This is a genomic window from Bifidobacterium adolescentis ATCC 15703 (assembly GCF_000010425.1).
In the GTDB taxonomy this organism is placed as follows: domain Bacteria; phylum Actinomycetota; class Actinomycetes; order Actinomycetales; family Bifidobacteriaceae; genus Bifidobacterium; species Bifidobacterium adolescentis.
Window position 1 is genome coordinate 1,289,903 of record NC_008618.1, and the last position, 13,503, is coordinate 1,303,405.

The 13,503-nt window shown below is 59.4% G+C and carries 15 protein-coding genes; 6 read left to right on the plus strand and 9 right to left on the minus strand.

The window, feature by feature from the left end:
- Nucleotides 1–21 precede the first annotated feature (21 nt).
- Nucleotides 22–2,124 (plus strand): GmrSD restriction endonuclease domain-containing protein, encoded by a 2,103-nt coding sequence (locus tag BAD_RS05525; RefSeq protein WP_035010725.1) that lies wholly within the window; start codon nt 22–24, stop codon nt 2,122–2,124.
- Nucleotides 2,125–2,187: 63 nt separating this feature from the next.
- Here the strand turns inward: BAD_RS05525 and BAD_RS05530 are convergent, their stop codons facing one another.
- Genes BAD_RS05530 through BAD_RS09295 form a run of 3 tightly spaced genes read right to left on the minus strand, consistent with a single transcriptional unit; the run spans nt 2,188 to nt 4,324 of the window.
- Nucleotides 2,188–2,892 carry a response regulator transcription factor gene (locus BAD_RS05530; protein ID WP_011743396.1) on the minus strand — a complete coding sequence of 235 codons (705 nt, stop codon included), beginning with the start codon at nt 2,890–2,892 and terminating at the stop codon, nt 2,188–2,190.
- The gene (locus BAD_RS05535; protein ID WP_011743397.1) at nt 2,892–4,106 is read right to left on the minus strand and encodes a sensor histidine kinase; all 1,215 of its coding nucleotides are present in this window, start codon (nt 4,104–4,106) and stop codon (nt 2,892–2,894) included. Before BAD_RS05535 ends, BAD_RS05530 begins: the two co-directional genes overlap by 1 nt.
- Nucleotides 4,103–4,324, minus strand: coding sequence for a hypothetical protein (locus BAD_RS09295; protein ID WP_231836953.1), 222 nt, complete (start codon nt 4,322–4,324; stop codon nt 4,103–4,105). The genes BAD_RS05535 and BAD_RS09295 overlap by 4 nt, the downstream gene beginning before the upstream one ends.
- On the opposite strand from BAD_RS09295, the gene BAD_RS05540 reads away from it, so the two are divergent.
- The 4 genes from BAD_RS05540 (at nt 4,323) to BAD_RS05555 (ending at nt 8,388) form a co-directional block, all read left to right on the plus strand.
- A complete protein-coding gene (locus BAD_RS05540) occupies nt 4,323–5,309 on the plus strand; it encodes an ABC transporter ATP-binding protein (protein WP_113736316.1) in 987 nt (328 codons plus the stop codon). The two genes, BAD_RS09295 and BAD_RS05540, sit on opposite strands and share 2 nt — an antisense overlap.
- Before the next feature lie 44 nt (nt 5,310–5,353).
- Nucleotides 5,354–6,604 (plus strand): ABC transporter permease, encoded by a 1,251-nt coding sequence (locus BAD_RS05545; protein WP_011743399.1) that lies wholly within the window; start codon nt 5,354–5,356, stop codon nt 6,602–6,604.
- A complete protein-coding gene (locus tag BAD_RS05550; RefSeq protein ID WP_011743400.1) occupies nt 6,591–7,880 on the plus strand; it encodes an ABC transporter permease in 1,290 nt (429 codons plus the stop codon). The genes BAD_RS05545 and BAD_RS05550 overlap by 14 nt, the downstream gene beginning before the upstream one ends.
- Nucleotides 7,881–7,995: 115 nt before the next feature.
- Nucleotides 7,996–8,388 (plus strand): VOC family protein, encoded by a 393-nt coding sequence (locus tag BAD_RS05555; protein WP_011743401.1) that lies wholly within the window; start codon nt 7,996–7,998, stop codon nt 8,386–8,388.
- Nucleotides 8,389–8,412: 24 nt separating this feature from the next.
- On the opposite strand, the gene BAD_RS05560 is transcribed toward BAD_RS05555, so the two are convergent.
- Together BAD_RS05560 and BAD_RS05565 are read right to left on the minus strand one after the other, a co-directional pair.
- Nucleotides 8,413–9,774 (minus strand): MATE family efflux transporter, encoded by a 1,362-nt coding sequence (locus BAD_RS05560; RefSeq protein ID WP_041777352.1) that lies wholly within the window; start codon nt 9,772–9,774, stop codon nt 8,413–8,415.
- Between the two features lie 100 nt (nt 9,775–9,874).
- Nucleotides 9,875–10,540, minus strand: coding sequence for a sugar O-acetyltransferase (locus BAD_RS05565; RefSeq protein ID WP_021913840.1), 666 nt, complete (start codon nt 10,538–10,540; stop codon nt 9,875–9,877).
- A 140-nt stretch (nt 10,541–10,680) separates the two neighbouring features.
- Between BAD_RS05565 and BAD_RS05570 the strand changes: the two genes are divergently transcribed.
- A complete protein-coding gene (locus tag BAD_RS05570; protein WP_021913841.1) occupies nt 10,681–11,703 on the plus strand; it encodes an AraC family transcriptional regulator in 1,023 nt (340 codons plus the stop codon).
- Nucleotides 11,704–11,785: 82 nt separating this feature from the next.
- Here BAD_RS05570 and BAD_RS05575 read toward each other — a convergent pair whose 3' ends face one another.
- The 4 genes from BAD_RS05575 to BAD_RS05590 form a co-directional block, all read right to left on the minus strand.
- Nucleotides 11,786–11,986, minus strand: coding sequence for a hypothetical protein (locus BAD_RS05575; RefSeq protein ID WP_011743405.1), 201 nt, complete (start codon nt 11,984–11,986; stop codon nt 11,786–11,788).
- A gap of 34 nt (nt 11,987–12,020) precedes the next feature.
- Complete coding sequence (locus BAD_RS09195) at nt 12,021–12,317, minus strand: integrase core domain-containing protein (protein ID WP_197524281.1); 297 nt, start codon at nt 12,315–12,317, stop codon at nt 12,021–12,023.
- 535 nt (nt 12,318–12,852) lie between these two features.
- A complete protein-coding gene (locus BAD_RS09200; RefSeq protein ID WP_041777353.1) occupies nt 12,853–13,146 on the minus strand; it encodes an IS3 family transposase in 294 nt (97 codons plus the stop codon).
- 43 nt (nt 13,147–13,189) lie between these two features.
- A complete protein-coding gene (locus tag BAD_RS05590; protein WP_231836955.1) occupies nt 13,190–13,498 on the minus strand; it encodes a hypothetical protein in 309 nt (102 codons plus the stop codon).
- Between the last annotated feature and the right edge of the window lie 5 nt (nt 13,499–13,503).

The following is a 13,503-nucleotide window of genomic DNA, read 5'->3' on the forward strand; positions in this document are numbered from 1 at the left end:
CAATGAGGGATGGCGGTCGATATGGCGATCAGCGCGACGGAAAAACCCCTGGGCAAAGTGTTCACTTCCGATTACCAACTCACCATCCCTTCGTTCCAACGCGCGTACACGTGGCAGGCGGAGAACATCGAACAGCTCGTCAACGACCTTCAGGACGCCTGCGCCGACCCGGACACGCCTTACTTCCTCGGCTCGCTCATCCTCGTCAAGGACGGCCCCACCCAATACCAGGTCATCGACGGCCAACAGCGCCTCATCTCCCTGTCAATCATCATCTCCGTGCTGCGCGAACTGGAAGACGACCCCGACCTCATCGACAGCCTCAACGACCTCATTTTGGAACCAGGCGACAAACTCCGCGGCATCAAAGCCGAGCCACGACTCACCCTGCGAGAACGCGACACCGACTTCTTCCGCATGTACGTGCAGGAAGGCGATTTGGAAGGCCTGTTCGATCTGAGGGACAACGACATCGCCTCGCACGCGCAACGCAACATCGCCGTCAACACCCGCCGCACATTCGACCTGCTCGCCGCCATGGACGCCAAAGACCGCCGCCGATTCGCCTCATACCTGGTCAACGGCGTCACCCTCGTCATCGTCACCACCGACGACCTCGCCGGCGCGCACCGCATCTTCGACGTGATGAACATGCGCGGCGTGCCACTGACCGCATCCGACGTGTTCAAAGCGAAAACCATCGCGGAAATATCCCCCGCCGCGCGTAACGCCTACGCCACACGATGGGACGACATCATGGACCCGCTCGGCGATGACTCGCACACGCTCGAAGAGTTCTTCTCCGACCTGCACCTGATCGTCTCGCACAAGGCCGTCTGCACACAGCTGCTTGAGGAATTCCGCAAAGACGTGCTCAAACCATACGTGAAGAAACAGAACGTCATCTCCTTCATCGACGATCTGCTCGCCCCTTATGCCAACGCGTGGCTCATCCTCAACCGTCCGACCGACGCCAACCTGCCAGACGACATCGTGGCCATGCTCGTCTCACTCGCCGACTACCAGACCACCGACTGGAAACCCGTGGCCATGTGGGCGCTCGTCAACTCCATCCGCAACCTCGGCAGCGCCAACGCACAAGTGTTCTCCACACCCGGAAATATCGGAAACGAAACCACGAACGCGCACGACGAACGCCTCCAATTACACGACATCGACAGACTCCACGACGTTCTCGCCGCACTCGAACGCGTCACCGGCGTCGACAGCCTCAACCGGCAAAGCCCACTCGCCCGACGCACACGCGCCGCAAGCGCCATCCGAGACCTCAACAAAGGCCATACCCTCCAACAGATCCGTGGATTCCTCATCACCGACGAGGACCGACGTTCCGCACTCGCGCATCTACGTGGCGAGTTGCAGACCAGTCCCGCCATGAAGAAACTTCTGCTCATCCGCGCCAACGAGCAGAAGGCCGGCTACCGCATCACCCGACCGCGCAGTCTCAAAGCGTTGCCGATCATGCCCGAACAGGTCAGCGCGAAATCCGATTTCGCCGCTTGGCCGGAGTCGGTGCGTGACCATTGGGCAAACCGCATCGGCAATTTGGTGCTTAGTCAGGCCAATGAAACCCAAGTCGCGCCACTCGCCACGTATGCGCAGCGGCGCGACCGCATGCTGTTGTCGGCAAGCTCCAGACGTTTTCCGCTGACAGCCGAACTCGCCAATATCGCCGAATGCACACCACAGACGCTGCAATACCGGCAGGATGAGATGGTTCGGCTCATCGCCGACCATTGGAATATTCGTTACGATGCCGACGATACGGATTTGTCGACGTTGAACGAGGAGACGCTCAATGTGAAAGCTACGGCCTCCTCCCCCACGTCCAAACGCGTCAGCATTGCCCAAGTGCTGGAAGCCGGGCTGCTTATCGCCGGAGAGACCTTGGTATGGGAGCGTCCCCGCAAGGGCGAACGTTGGGTAGCGACCGTCACTTCCGAAGGCAAGCTGCGCATGGATGACGGCAGGGAGTATGCCACGCCTACTGCCGCGGCGCGTGCCGTTGGCGGCTCATCAGCGGGTCTTACCGTGTGGAAACGCACGTCGAATGGCCAGAAACTGAGTGACGTTTGGAAGGCGTATCGTCTGCGCAAGCACTGAGGACGCCGAACGACCAGATGGTCAGTCTCAACCAGCCGGATTCAATCAACCGGATTCAGCCGGTCAATGCCAGGCCAGCCATTCGACGGCGAGTTTGGTGCGATTGGAGATGTTGGTTTTGGCAAGTATGTCGCTGATGCGGTTGCGGACCGTGCCTTCGCTGAGAAACAGCCGTGACGCGATCTCACGATTGTCCAATCCCTCGGCCACAAGTTCCAGCACGTCCAATTCGCGTTCGGTAAGGCCGGCGAAACGTTCGGATGGTCCGCTGGAATCGGGGTTCCGAGATCCTTGAACTGCCTGCGCATCATCATGCGACACAACGCGATCGACTGATGAGGATTCGTCTGATGTCGTGGATTGCGGACTGACCCGCAGCTTGCTCAACACTTCGGCGCCCATGACCACTTGTCCGGCCATGACGGCTTGCACCGCGGGTATGACGGACGAAACGTCCTGTTTGATCAAGTAGCCTTTCGTGCCTATTTCCAACGCTTTGGCGATGTATGACTCGTCGGCGAATGTGGTGAGGATAAGGATTCGCGCGTTCGGATGCGCGTCAAGAATCGCCTCCGACGCTTGCAATCCGTCCATTCCCGGCATCTGCACGTCGACCAGCAACACATCGGGGGCATCCATCTCATATTGGGTCACCGCATCCGTGCCGGTGTTGGCGGTCCATGCCACATCGGCGGTGCCGGTGGCTTCGAGAATCGTGGATAATGACGAGCAGACGATTGGATCATCGTCTGCGATCGCGACACGCATTAATGCGCTCCTTTCTCCGGTTGCGTCGTTTCCGAACCACTCGCCGGCTTGGGGATGGATACGAACACGCGCCAACCCTCATGATACGGCCCGCAAATCGCGGAGCCTCCCAACGCACGAGCCCGTTCCTCAATGTCCGAAATGCCGATGCCTGTGGAATCGTTCGGTCGAATGAACTGCATGGCGACGGCTTCAGCAGACGATCTTCTCACGGTTCCATCATCCTGCACGCACAGCTGCCACAATGCCGGGAAATCGCGCAGGGTGATTGAAACGTTCCTTGCCTGACTGTGTTTGACCGTATTGTTCAACGCCTCGCGAATCGCAGTGGCGAAGCAGCGGGACACGGCCGCCGGCGCTGAATCGATGCCGTTGACCAGCCTCACCCGCAAGGGGCCGGCGCCGTCCATGCTGTGTGCGGCCGTCTCAATCTGCGAAGCGAAATCCGTACCTTCGTCTTTCAAATCATGCACGGCTTTACGCACCAAAGTCATAGCCTCGCTCACCGTGTCATGAATTTCACAGAAACGTTGGGCGGATTGTTCCTGTCCGGCAACCTGGGCCACCACGTGCGCCGCCTCGGTCTGCATGATGGCTCGGGTCAGCATGTGGCCGACATTGTCATGGATCTCACGTGCGATGCGTGTGCGTTCGGCAAGCGTCGCCGTGCGTACGGCCAACGCACGATCCTCGTCGTTTTCGGCGATCTGCGAGCGCAGGCGGCGAATCTGGTCGCGGCGGGAATCCTGCAATCGCCGCACTTCGCGGGCGAGGTTCGCGCAGCGCGCGCAAAGCAGACCGGCAGCGAATCCCAGAACCGTTTGGAGCACCATCAATATGATGATGGACAAGTCGGATGGAACGTGCGAGCCAATCGAACAGAAAATCACTATCGTCATGGGAAGAAGCCACAGCCATCGCGGCACCAACGCTTGCAAGAAGCGGCTGCCATCGACACCAGCGGACGATGATGCCGCGTTGAATGCTGCGATGGGAAGCATCAGATACCACGCCGGCACCAGGCATGCGCCGCAGTCAAGCATGACAATCAACGTCATCGCAAGCCACGAACCCGACGCGTATTCCCCCACCGCGGCACAACACACCGCCACAAGCGCGCCGCACATCAGGTCAAGGCCGACATCTCCGGATGCGTATACGCCCATGATCATGCCCATGGCCAGGAACACGGCTTGGAACAACAACCGTTTCATGCCGCCTCCCGTCCGCCGATTCGTGTCTGATTGGTTCGCTTGCTTCCAGAGTAATGCACATGGCGCATGGCACAGCCGGCGGCATCAACGAAGGTGACATTTGTCATGTTCGAAAGTGACACCATTCCGGCAATTGTGACTACGCGCACCATGTCGGGGGCATCCGGCGGCACGACAATGGAATCAGAGGCATGGAGCACGAGAAAGGAGCTCGTCATGGGTGGACGCATGAATGACGCTGCCGATGCGGTCAGCGCGGTCAAGGTCTCGAAACTGGTGAAACGTTACGGAGACATGCTGGCGCTCGACTATTTCGATCTCGACGTGCATCAGGGGGAAATCTTCGGCCTGCTGGGGCCTAACGGCTCAGGCAAGACCACGGCGATCAACTGCATACTTGCGTTGCTCACGTTCGATGAGGGCACTGTGCGCGTGTTCGGCGAGCCGATCAGCCCTACCAGCTATGCGTTGAAGCGGCGTATCGGCATTGTGCCGCAGAACGTGGCCGTGTTCAACGAATTGACCGTCGAGGAGAACATCGATTATTTCTGCTCGCTGTATGTTTCCGACAAGGCAAAACGTCGCATGCTCGTGGACGAGGCGTTGGATTTCGTAGGATTGCGCGATTACCGTACCTATCGTCCGGCGAAACTGTCCGGCGGTCTGCTGCGTCGTCTTAATATCGCCTGCGGCATCGCCCACAAGCCGGATCTGATCTTTTTCGACGAGCCGACCGTGGCCGTCGATCCACAAAGCCGCAATGCGATTCTCGAAGGTATCCAACGACTTAACCGCGAAGGCGCGACGGTGATCTACACCAGCCATTACATGGAGGAGGTCGAGCAGATCTGCGACCGCATCCTCATCATGGATCATGGCCGGCATCTGGCTCTTGGCACCGCGGAGGAACTTAAGGCGATGATCAGCACCGGCGAACGCATCAGCATCGAAACCGATGATCTGGGAGGGCGCTCAGATTCGGCCGATACGACGCTTGCGCGATTGCGCGCATTGCCGTTCGTGACCAACGCCGACTATGACGGCCATGAGCTGACGGTGAACTGCCGCCAGGGCGATCACAATCTCATCGACGTACTGCAGCTGTTGGAGCACGAGGGCACGAATATCGGGCATCTCTCCAGTCGCCAGCCGACGCTCAATGATGTGTTCCTGGAACTGACCGGCACCGCGTTACGCGACTGACTTGGCTTGCAAGGCTTGTGGCAAATCGAAAGGCATGTGACATCATGTGGCAGACGTTACTGATCAATCTCAAACTGCATTTGCGGGAGAAAACGCAACTGTTCTGGCTGTTCGCCTTCCCCATCATCCTGGCCACCATGTTCAACGGCATGTTCGGCAACATCGCGGAAAGTTTCGAGCTGCACACACTTGACGTGGCCGTGGTCGAAGACAACGCGTGGAAGACGTCCTATGGGGCGCAGACGCTGATCGAAGGCATTTCATCCGAATCGTCTGCATTATCGGACAATCACGTGAAAGTGAGTGCCGATGGCAAGAATGGAACGGGACTCATCAACACGACCAAGGTGGAATCGATTGCGCAGGCGGAACAGCTGCTGGCCGACGGCACCGCGCAAGGCATGCTGCGAATCGATGACGGCAGATTGCGATTCTCCGTCTCACAGTCGACGCAATCGTCCGTGTCCGATGTGATGGCGTCGAGCAGCGGCTTGGATATTTCGCTGACGGTGCTGGGCAACATCGTGGACCTGTACAACCGCAACACCGATGTGGTGGTGGACATTGCGAAGCACAACCCCGAAGCTCTGATGAATGGCAAGGTGACCGGCAGCATCGGTTCGGCGAATGGCTATACAAAGGAAATCCAGCTGACGAATTTTAAACCGAGCGGTACGGCACGATATTACTATGCACTGCTGGGATTGGCCGCGTTGATGGCCATGAGCTTCGCCATCAACGTAGTGACGATGACGCAGGCGAATCTTTCGGCTTTGGGTGTCCGCCGTTCCGTTTCGCCGCTTCCGAAATCGCAGCAACTGCTGGCTGGATTCCTGTCCAGTTGGCTGTGTTCGTTCCTGAGCCTGACCGTGGCCATGCTGTATATCCGGTTCGTCTGTCATATTTCGTTGGGCGGACGTGAATGGGCTGGTGTGGGAGCATGTCTCATGGCTTCGTTCGCGGCGAGCGCATTCGGCACGTTGCTTGGCGCGCTGCCGAAGATTCCAACCGGCGCCAAGCAGGGGCTGTGCACGGCGATCGCCTGCACGTTGTCATTGTTCTCCGGACTGTACGGTTCGTTCGCCATGCAGTTGAGCGACTTGATCGCCCAGCGCACACCGGTGCTGAGTCTGCTCAATCCGGCGCAGCAGATCACGAACCTGTTCTACGACATCCTCTATTACGACAATTTCAAACCGTTCTTCACCACCGCCGGCATCCTTGCCGCGATGAGCCTGGTCTGCCTTGCTGCGGCGACCGTTCTGTTGAGGAGGCAACGCTATGAATACCTGTAAGACGGCGCTGAGAATTCTCAAATCACGCAAGATGTACCTGGTCATCTATTTGGGGTTCATCGGCATCATGATGTTCGCCATCAGCTGGCAGATCATGCGTGGCTCGATGACGGGTGGCGATGAGGTGTTCCATCCCGATACGGCACGTGTGGCGGTGATCGACCGCGATGGCGATGCCGATGGTATTTCATCCGCGCTGCGTTCCTATCTTGCGTTGGATGGCGAGATGGTGGACCTTGCCGACGATTCCGAAGCGTTGCAGCAGGCCGTCGCTTCGAACTATGTCGATTTGATCGCAATTGTGCCGCACGGCTTCGCTTCGGATTATCAGAAATATCTGGATGGTTCGTCAAATGACCAACCGACTGTCGAAACCGTTGTCAGCTACACTTCCGGAGCAGGCTCCCTTTCGCAGCTGGAAGTCAACGAATTCCTGTCATTGACACGCACCGCGTACTTGGGTCAAGCCGGGAAGCAGCAGTCGATGGAAACGGCCATGCGGACGGCGTTGGATACCGCGAAAGCAGATGCCAAGACGTCGAAAATAGCGGTGGTGCAATCGCCATCCGCAGATACTGATAATACCAAGCCGGCGGCATCCGCATTCGCCGGCACCATCAAAACGGGACTCTATCCGTTGCTGCTGGTCATGCCGATCTGCACGTTCCTGGTGATTGGCACCTTCAATGACAGTGAGATTCGTCGCCGCCTGTATTCGTCGCCGACGCGTCTGGTGTCGTTGCAGATGCAGGAGATGCTCACCTGCGCCGCCTTCGGCTTGGTGGTGTGCGTGGGTTACACGGCGGCGACATTGGTCTTGATGGTGGCCGCAGGAGTGCCGTTCGACGGGATTACATCCACGAATGTGGCTTTGACGTTCGTGTCGCTGCTGGCGTACACGTTGATGGCAATCGCCTGCGGTTTCCTTCTGGGGTCGGTTGGTTTCTCGGAAATGGCGGTCAATGCGTTCGCCAACGTATTCGGTCTGCTGTGCATGTTCACGTCGGGTATGGCATTCCCCATCGATATGATGCCCGAACCGATGATCATGATCGGCAAGCTGCTGCCGGGATGGTGGCTGTGCGTGTCCATCGACAACGTGTTCGGGCTTGGCACGGCGGCTGCAACCGGTGTGGATTATGGTTCTTGGGCATCGTCGGTCGGCTTGGTGGCATTGTTTGCAGTGGCGTTCATCTGCCTTGGTCTGGCATTGGGGCGTATCCGTCGCACACGCCCGTCCTTGGCCTCCCCCACCACCACGCAGTTGGCCAAGTAAATCCCCAAGTGTTCCGTTCCATCGGCCGAGTCCCGATGGAACGGAACATCCGCCTTTGCCGTAGGCTCTCAATCAAATCGGATGGAACCGGACGAAATCGGACTAGGCTGAAAGCATGATCGACCACATTACACTTCATGTTTCGAACGCGGAACGCAGCATCGCATTCTATACGAAAGCTCTGTCTCCGCTCGGATACATTCCCAAAGCCCATCACGAACCGACCATCGGTTTCGGCGTGGATGACGGCACGCCCCGTTCGGATTTCTACATCTCCCCGATGGACGATCCGGCGCAACAGCCGATTCCCACGCATATCGCCTTCCGCGCAACGAACGAACAAGCGGTACGCGACTTTTATGAAGCCGCGATCACGGCAGGCGGAATGGATAACGGCAGACCCGGACCACGTGCCTACCATTCCGGGTATTACGCGGCCTTCGTGCTCGACCCCGACGGCAATAACATCGAAGCTGTCACAGACTGGTCGCACACAAGCCAATCATGAAATCGGCCGCCGAATCGCAAAAAGTCATCGGGTGACATTGCGCAGCCAACGGTACTTGCGGTAGTGCAACAACGCGGGAACCATTTTGATGCATTCGTCGGTGTTGAGCAGCGCATACACCACCAACACGGGCAGTTTGAACACGAACGCGGCCAACAGCCCGACCGGCACCACAATCAGCCACATGACGATGGCATCGCACATGAGACCGAACTTCGCATCGCCGCCGGCTGGAAAAAGACCGGCGATCGTCAGATTCGTCATGCATCCGCATGCCGCGTAATATGCGCAGACGAACAGCATGACCGACAGGTACCGTGTGGCTTCGGGCGTAAGGTTCGCCCATTGCAAAGCCAGCGGACGCGCCGCGACAATCAACAGTCCCGTCGCGGTACCGACCACGGCCACCAGCACGCACATCCTGTCGCCCATCACCTTCGCCTGTCGGAAATCTCCACGTCCCAGCAGATTGCCGACCAAAATGCCGCCGGCATTGCCCAGACCAAGGGACAGGCACACCAGCAGATCCTTGACGATATTGGCGATGGAATTGGCGGCGACGGCGTCCGCACCCAAATGTCCCATGATCACGGTGTACATGGTGAAACCACATCCCCACACCAATTCATTGCCAAGCACCGGCAGGCTGTATTTCCAGAAATCCTTCTGCAACGGCCCATCGGGATGCAGCACATGGCCAAGTCGCAGGTGGGGGCCACGACGGGTCGCCACGACCGACCATGCCAGCTCAATCGCACGCGAAATCACCGTGGATATAGCCGCGCCGAAAATGCCAAGCGCGGGAATGCCGAGGCTGCCGATACCGTAAATCAGCGCCGCGTTCAACACGACGTGCACGATCACGCCAACCGTGCTGACCGTCATGCCCATCACCGCGGAACCGGTGTTCTTCATCAGACACAGGTACATCTGGGACAGGCCGATGAACAAGTACGACAATGACGAAATCCGCAGATATCGCGCGCCAAGCATGATCAGCGTGCCGTCATTGGTCATGATGGACATCAACTGTTCCGGCACGAGCAGTGCCGCCAGGAAGAACGCCGTCGACAGCATTCCGGCATACAGCATGACGAATCCCAGCACGCGTTCCACCGCGTCACGGTTGCCGGCACCCCAATACTGCGCCACGAGAATGCTCATGCCCAGGGTCAGGGCCGCAGTGAACAGGCTGAACAGGAACTGGAACTGCGTGGCGAGCGAGACGGCGGCCAACTCGTTTTGCCCTACCCCCGACAACATCAGCGTGTCGGCGCAGGACGACAACGACAGCATGAGCTGTTGGAAAGCGATAGGCAAAGCCAATTTGAATACATGGCCGAGGAATTCCCGGTCCGGCATGATGGTGCGCACGATAGTCTCCATTGGAATACAAGCCCGTTTCAGACGACGGGCAAACGAAAACGTCGGGATATGTAGGCCGACCAGCCTTATCCCGACGTTGGGCCGAATATTGGGCGAGGTTTTACAGCGAATCCTTCCATGCGCGGTATTCGGCGGCCTTGCCCTCCCAGTATTCACGGTCCGCATCAGTGATCTTGCGAATCACATGGCACGGGTTGCCCACGGCCACCGAATGGGATGGGATATCCTTGGTCACCACGGAGCCTGCACCGATCACCACATCATCGCCGATGGTAACGCCCGGACAGACCACCACGCTGCCGCCGAACCACACGTCATTGCCGATGGTGATCGGACGGGCGCCTTCCGGACCGGAAGCGCGTACGGCCGCATCGATTGGATGGTATGGCGTGTACAGGCCGACGCGCGGGCCGAAGAAGACACGGTCGCCGATGGTGATTCTCGCCACGTCGAGGAAGATGCAGTCCATATTGGCATAGAAGTTGTCGCCGATATACGTGTTGCAGCCGTAATCGCAGTTGAATGGCGGTTCAAGGAACGCGCCTTTGCCGAGTGAACCGAACAGTTCGCGGAACAGCCTGTCACGTTCCTCGAACGCGTCGTATGCGGACGTGTTGATGGCGTGCACCAAGCGGCGTTTACGCATGTTCGCTTCACGCTGCATATCACCGCAAATATACAATTCGCCGGAAAGCATGCGTTCCCACTCGTTCGTAGGCACCGCCGCATTATCCACGGCAACGGCCGCACCTTCATTCTCCGCCATTGAAAGCTCCTTGTGAATCTGTTTGTCAATCGTTTGACGTCCTTTGACACCATTCAACACCACCAACATCGACGGTAGCACTCGCAATGTTGTAGAATCATCCTTGTTCTTTGCATTATCTACCGTTTATTAGAGTAGTCATGAACACTGCCGATGAAGACGCACAGATGGAACGGGACGAATGGGCCTCCCGTGAGGTGATGCCCATCACTAATTGGGGTCGCCGACCCGATGGTTCGGAGATAGTGCAGTATGACGCGCCGATGTTCTTCTCCTTCACCGAGCATTCGCTGCTCCACCAGTACCCCCATATGCGTGCGGAATGCCATTGGCATGTCGACCTTGAACTCACCTACATCATCCATGGGCATATGTGGTATTTCGTCAACGGAGAAACAGTCCGGCTCGATGAGGGGCAGGCGATTTTCGTCAACTCACGTCAGCTGCATTACGGTTTCACCAAGGACGGTTCCGATTGCGAATTCTCCTGCACGTTGCTCAATCCGGCTAAAATGTGCGCCTCATTCGAAGTGTACGACCGTTTCATCGCGCCGTTGATGGCGGAGAACACGATGCCATATGCCGTCATCACCGACGACACGGCCCCCGGTCGGCGGCTGCTCGCCACCATCCGACAGCTTCATGCGGCGAAATTCGGTCCGCTGGAGCGGTCAGAGCGGTCAGCCGAACCGTTGCCCGCCGACGATATGACGCTAACCGACAATACCGAGGCGTTGACGGTGCTCAGCTGTTTCTATGCGGTCGTCCGCGACATACTGGCGATCGCCGGCAGTCATTGCGCGACTTCCACAGCGCCGCACCCCCGCATCGTGACGCTACGCAAGATGATCGATTACGTGCAGAGATATTACGTGCGTCCGATCACCTTGAAGCAAATCGCATCGGCCGGATCGGTGGGACGCACCACTTGCGCATCGATATTCCGCGAATCGCTCAACCAGTCGCCAATCGAATTCGTCAACGACGTGCGCGTGCGCGCCGCAGCCAACCTGCTGGTAACGAGCTCGCTGCCTATCGCCACGGTCGCCAAACAGACCGGTTTCTCATCCGCCAGTTTCTTCTCCCGCACCTTCCACCGGTTCATGGGCGTCACCCCCATCACGTACCGAACCACGCATACCAAGCGGAAATCCGAGGAATAAAAACAATCGGCTGCGTGCCCCACGCCGTCACGCATAAGGACACGCAGCCGATTGCGTCACATCAAGCCGGAAACGGACACGTTCACTTCCTCTTCAGTCCGCGGGCGATGGAGGCGTTGCGCACCTCGACCGTGCCGTCGGTGGCGAAGACGCCCAACGACTCGCCCGGACGCTCGTACATGCGCACGTTCAACGCCACCCCATCCACGTACAACGTGCCGATGGTGTCGTCGACGACGAGACGGATGTGGTACGTATGCCCCGCCTCGAGGCCGATGTTCATACCCTGGATTGGCAACGGTGTGTTGGACGGTTTCCTAGAGGACGAGTCCCTGTCCGGTGAATTCCTTCGGACTCCGGTATCCAAGGGTGGAGTGGAGCCGCCGGTCGTCGGACCACCACACGTAGTCGTCGGGGCCGCGCCTCGGCTGCTCGATCGTGGTGTAGTGGTTCCGGTACACGAGCTCCTTCCTCAGCAGCCTGTCCGTCGATTCGACCACGGCGCTGTCGTAGAGGTCGCCCTTGCGCGACAGCGATCTTTTGATGCCGAACACGTCGAGCGGCTCGTCGATCCCCGTGTCGTCGAACCCGCCGCCCCGGTCCGTGCGGAACACCTGGACGTCCGCCGGCGGGAAGTCGGGGGGTGGCGAACGCGCCCAATACCAGGCCCGCGTCCCGGGCCCGCCCGGCGGAATGGCCGACGATGCCCCTGTCCGCCAGGCCGGCCAGCAGGCACACGTACGCCCATCCGCTCCCTACCCTCACATACGTCAGGTCGCTCGCCGGACGCGTGTGAGGGGCGTAGCCGTCGGACCCGCGGTCCGGCAGGTTCGCGAGCCTGGCCTCGTCGGCCCGCGTCCCGTGCGGTTCGGACCGTCCGCGCGCGTACGCGCCCGCATGCCCTGTTCACGCATGATGCTGCCGATGCGTCTCCTGGACGCGGTGACGCCCCCTTCCCTTCCAGGGCGGCCTTGATCTTCCCGGCGCCGTAGCGTCCGCGGCCGTCGCGCCGGACCGCGCGCACGTCGCCGGCGACCGGATCCGCACGCTCCGTCCCGGGACGCCCGGTCATCCAGTAACAGGTGGGGCGGGGAACGCCCGGTATCCCGCATCGCGCCGATATCGGGCAGCGGGCGGCGTTGGCCCGTATCACGCCTGCCTTCGTGCGAATACCGGCGCCGCTTGTTCTGAAACGTCCACCTCCATCTCCAACTGTCGGTCGCGCCTCCCCGGCTCGACCGGCTCGTTCCGCCCGGGCGTGCGGTTGTCCGCGGCCCGGGTGGAGCCGCTGTCGCGGATGCCTTGGACCCAGCGCCGCGGGGTCGATCGCGCGATGTCGTGCCTGGCCCTGATCTCCCGGGATGGCTTGCCGCTCTCGCACGACTGCGCGATCTGCCGTTTGAACGCCTCGTCGTGGTGGCGGGGATGCTTCGGGTCGGCCATCGTCGGCCTCCAATCCCATGTCATTCGTCCCTCATCGGACTGTCTAATACATTGTAGCCAATCCAATGATGCCCTCGACCTGGTGTTCGAACATGAACGAGAAGGTTCTGCGCTCCACGTCTTTTCTGCCGTCGGTATCCACCACCAGCAGAATTTTCCCATTACGCCAGGCTTCATCCTGCGCGCCTTGGATCACCTGGCCGGCGAAGGGCGATGTGGCCACTCCGTCGCTGATGAAGCCGATGATGTCGGAGCGGCCTCGGGCCAATCCGCGGGCGAGCGCGTTGTGATGGTAGCCGAGTTCGTCAGCGGCCCTGCGCACCTTGCGGCGTGTGGATTCCGTGATCCGCACGTCCC

Coding starts and splice junctions, on each gene's coding strand:
- BAD_RS05525 (WP_035010725.1), top strand. CDS start 22: ATGGCGATCAGCGCGACGGAAAAACCCCTGGGCAAAGTGTTCACTTCC.
- BAD_RS05530 (WP_011743396.1), bottom strand. CDS start 2,892: ATGCGTGTCGCGATCGCAGACGATGATCCAATCGTCTGCTCGTCATTA.
- BAD_RS05535 (WP_011743397.1), bottom strand. CDS start 4,106: ATGAAACGGTTGTTGTTCCAAGCCGTGTTCCTGGCCATGGGCATGATC.
- BAD_RS05540 (WP_113736316.1), top strand. CDS start 4,323: ATGGGTGGACGCATGAATGACGCTGCCGATGCGGTCAGCGCGGTCAAG.
- BAD_RS09295 (WP_231836953.1), bottom strand. CDS start 4,324: ATGACGAGCTCCTTTCTCGTGCTCCATGCCTCTGATTCCATTGTCGTG.
- BAD_RS05545 (WP_011743399.1), top strand. CDS start 5,354: ATGTGGCAGACGTTACTGATCAATCTCAAACTGCATTTGCGGGAGAAA.
- BAD_RS05550 (WP_011743400.1), top strand. CDS start 6,591: ATGAATACCTGTAAGACGGCGCTGAGAATTCTCAAATCACGCAAGATG.
- BAD_RS05555 (WP_011743401.1), top strand. CDS start 7,996: ATGATCGACCACATTACACTTCATGTTTCGAACGCGGAACGCAGCATC.
- BAD_RS05560 (WP_041777352.1), bottom strand. CDS start 9,774: ATGGAGACTATCGTGCGCACCATCATGCCGGACCGGGAATTCCTCGGC.
- BAD_RS05565 (WP_021913840.1), bottom strand. CDS start 10,540: ATGGCGGAGAATGAAGGTGCGGCCGTTGCCGTGGATAATGCGGCGGTG.
- BAD_RS05570 (WP_021913841.1), top strand. CDS start 10,681: ATGAACACTGCCGATGAAGACGCACAGATGGAACGGGACGAATGGGCC.
- BAD_RS05575 (WP_011743405.1), bottom strand. CDS start 11,986: ATGAACATCGGCCTCGAGGCGGGGCATACGTACCACATCCGTCTCGTC.
- BAD_RS09200 (WP_041777353.1), bottom strand. CDS start 13,146: ATGGCCGACCCGAAGCATCCCCGCCACCACGACGAGGCGTTCAAACGG.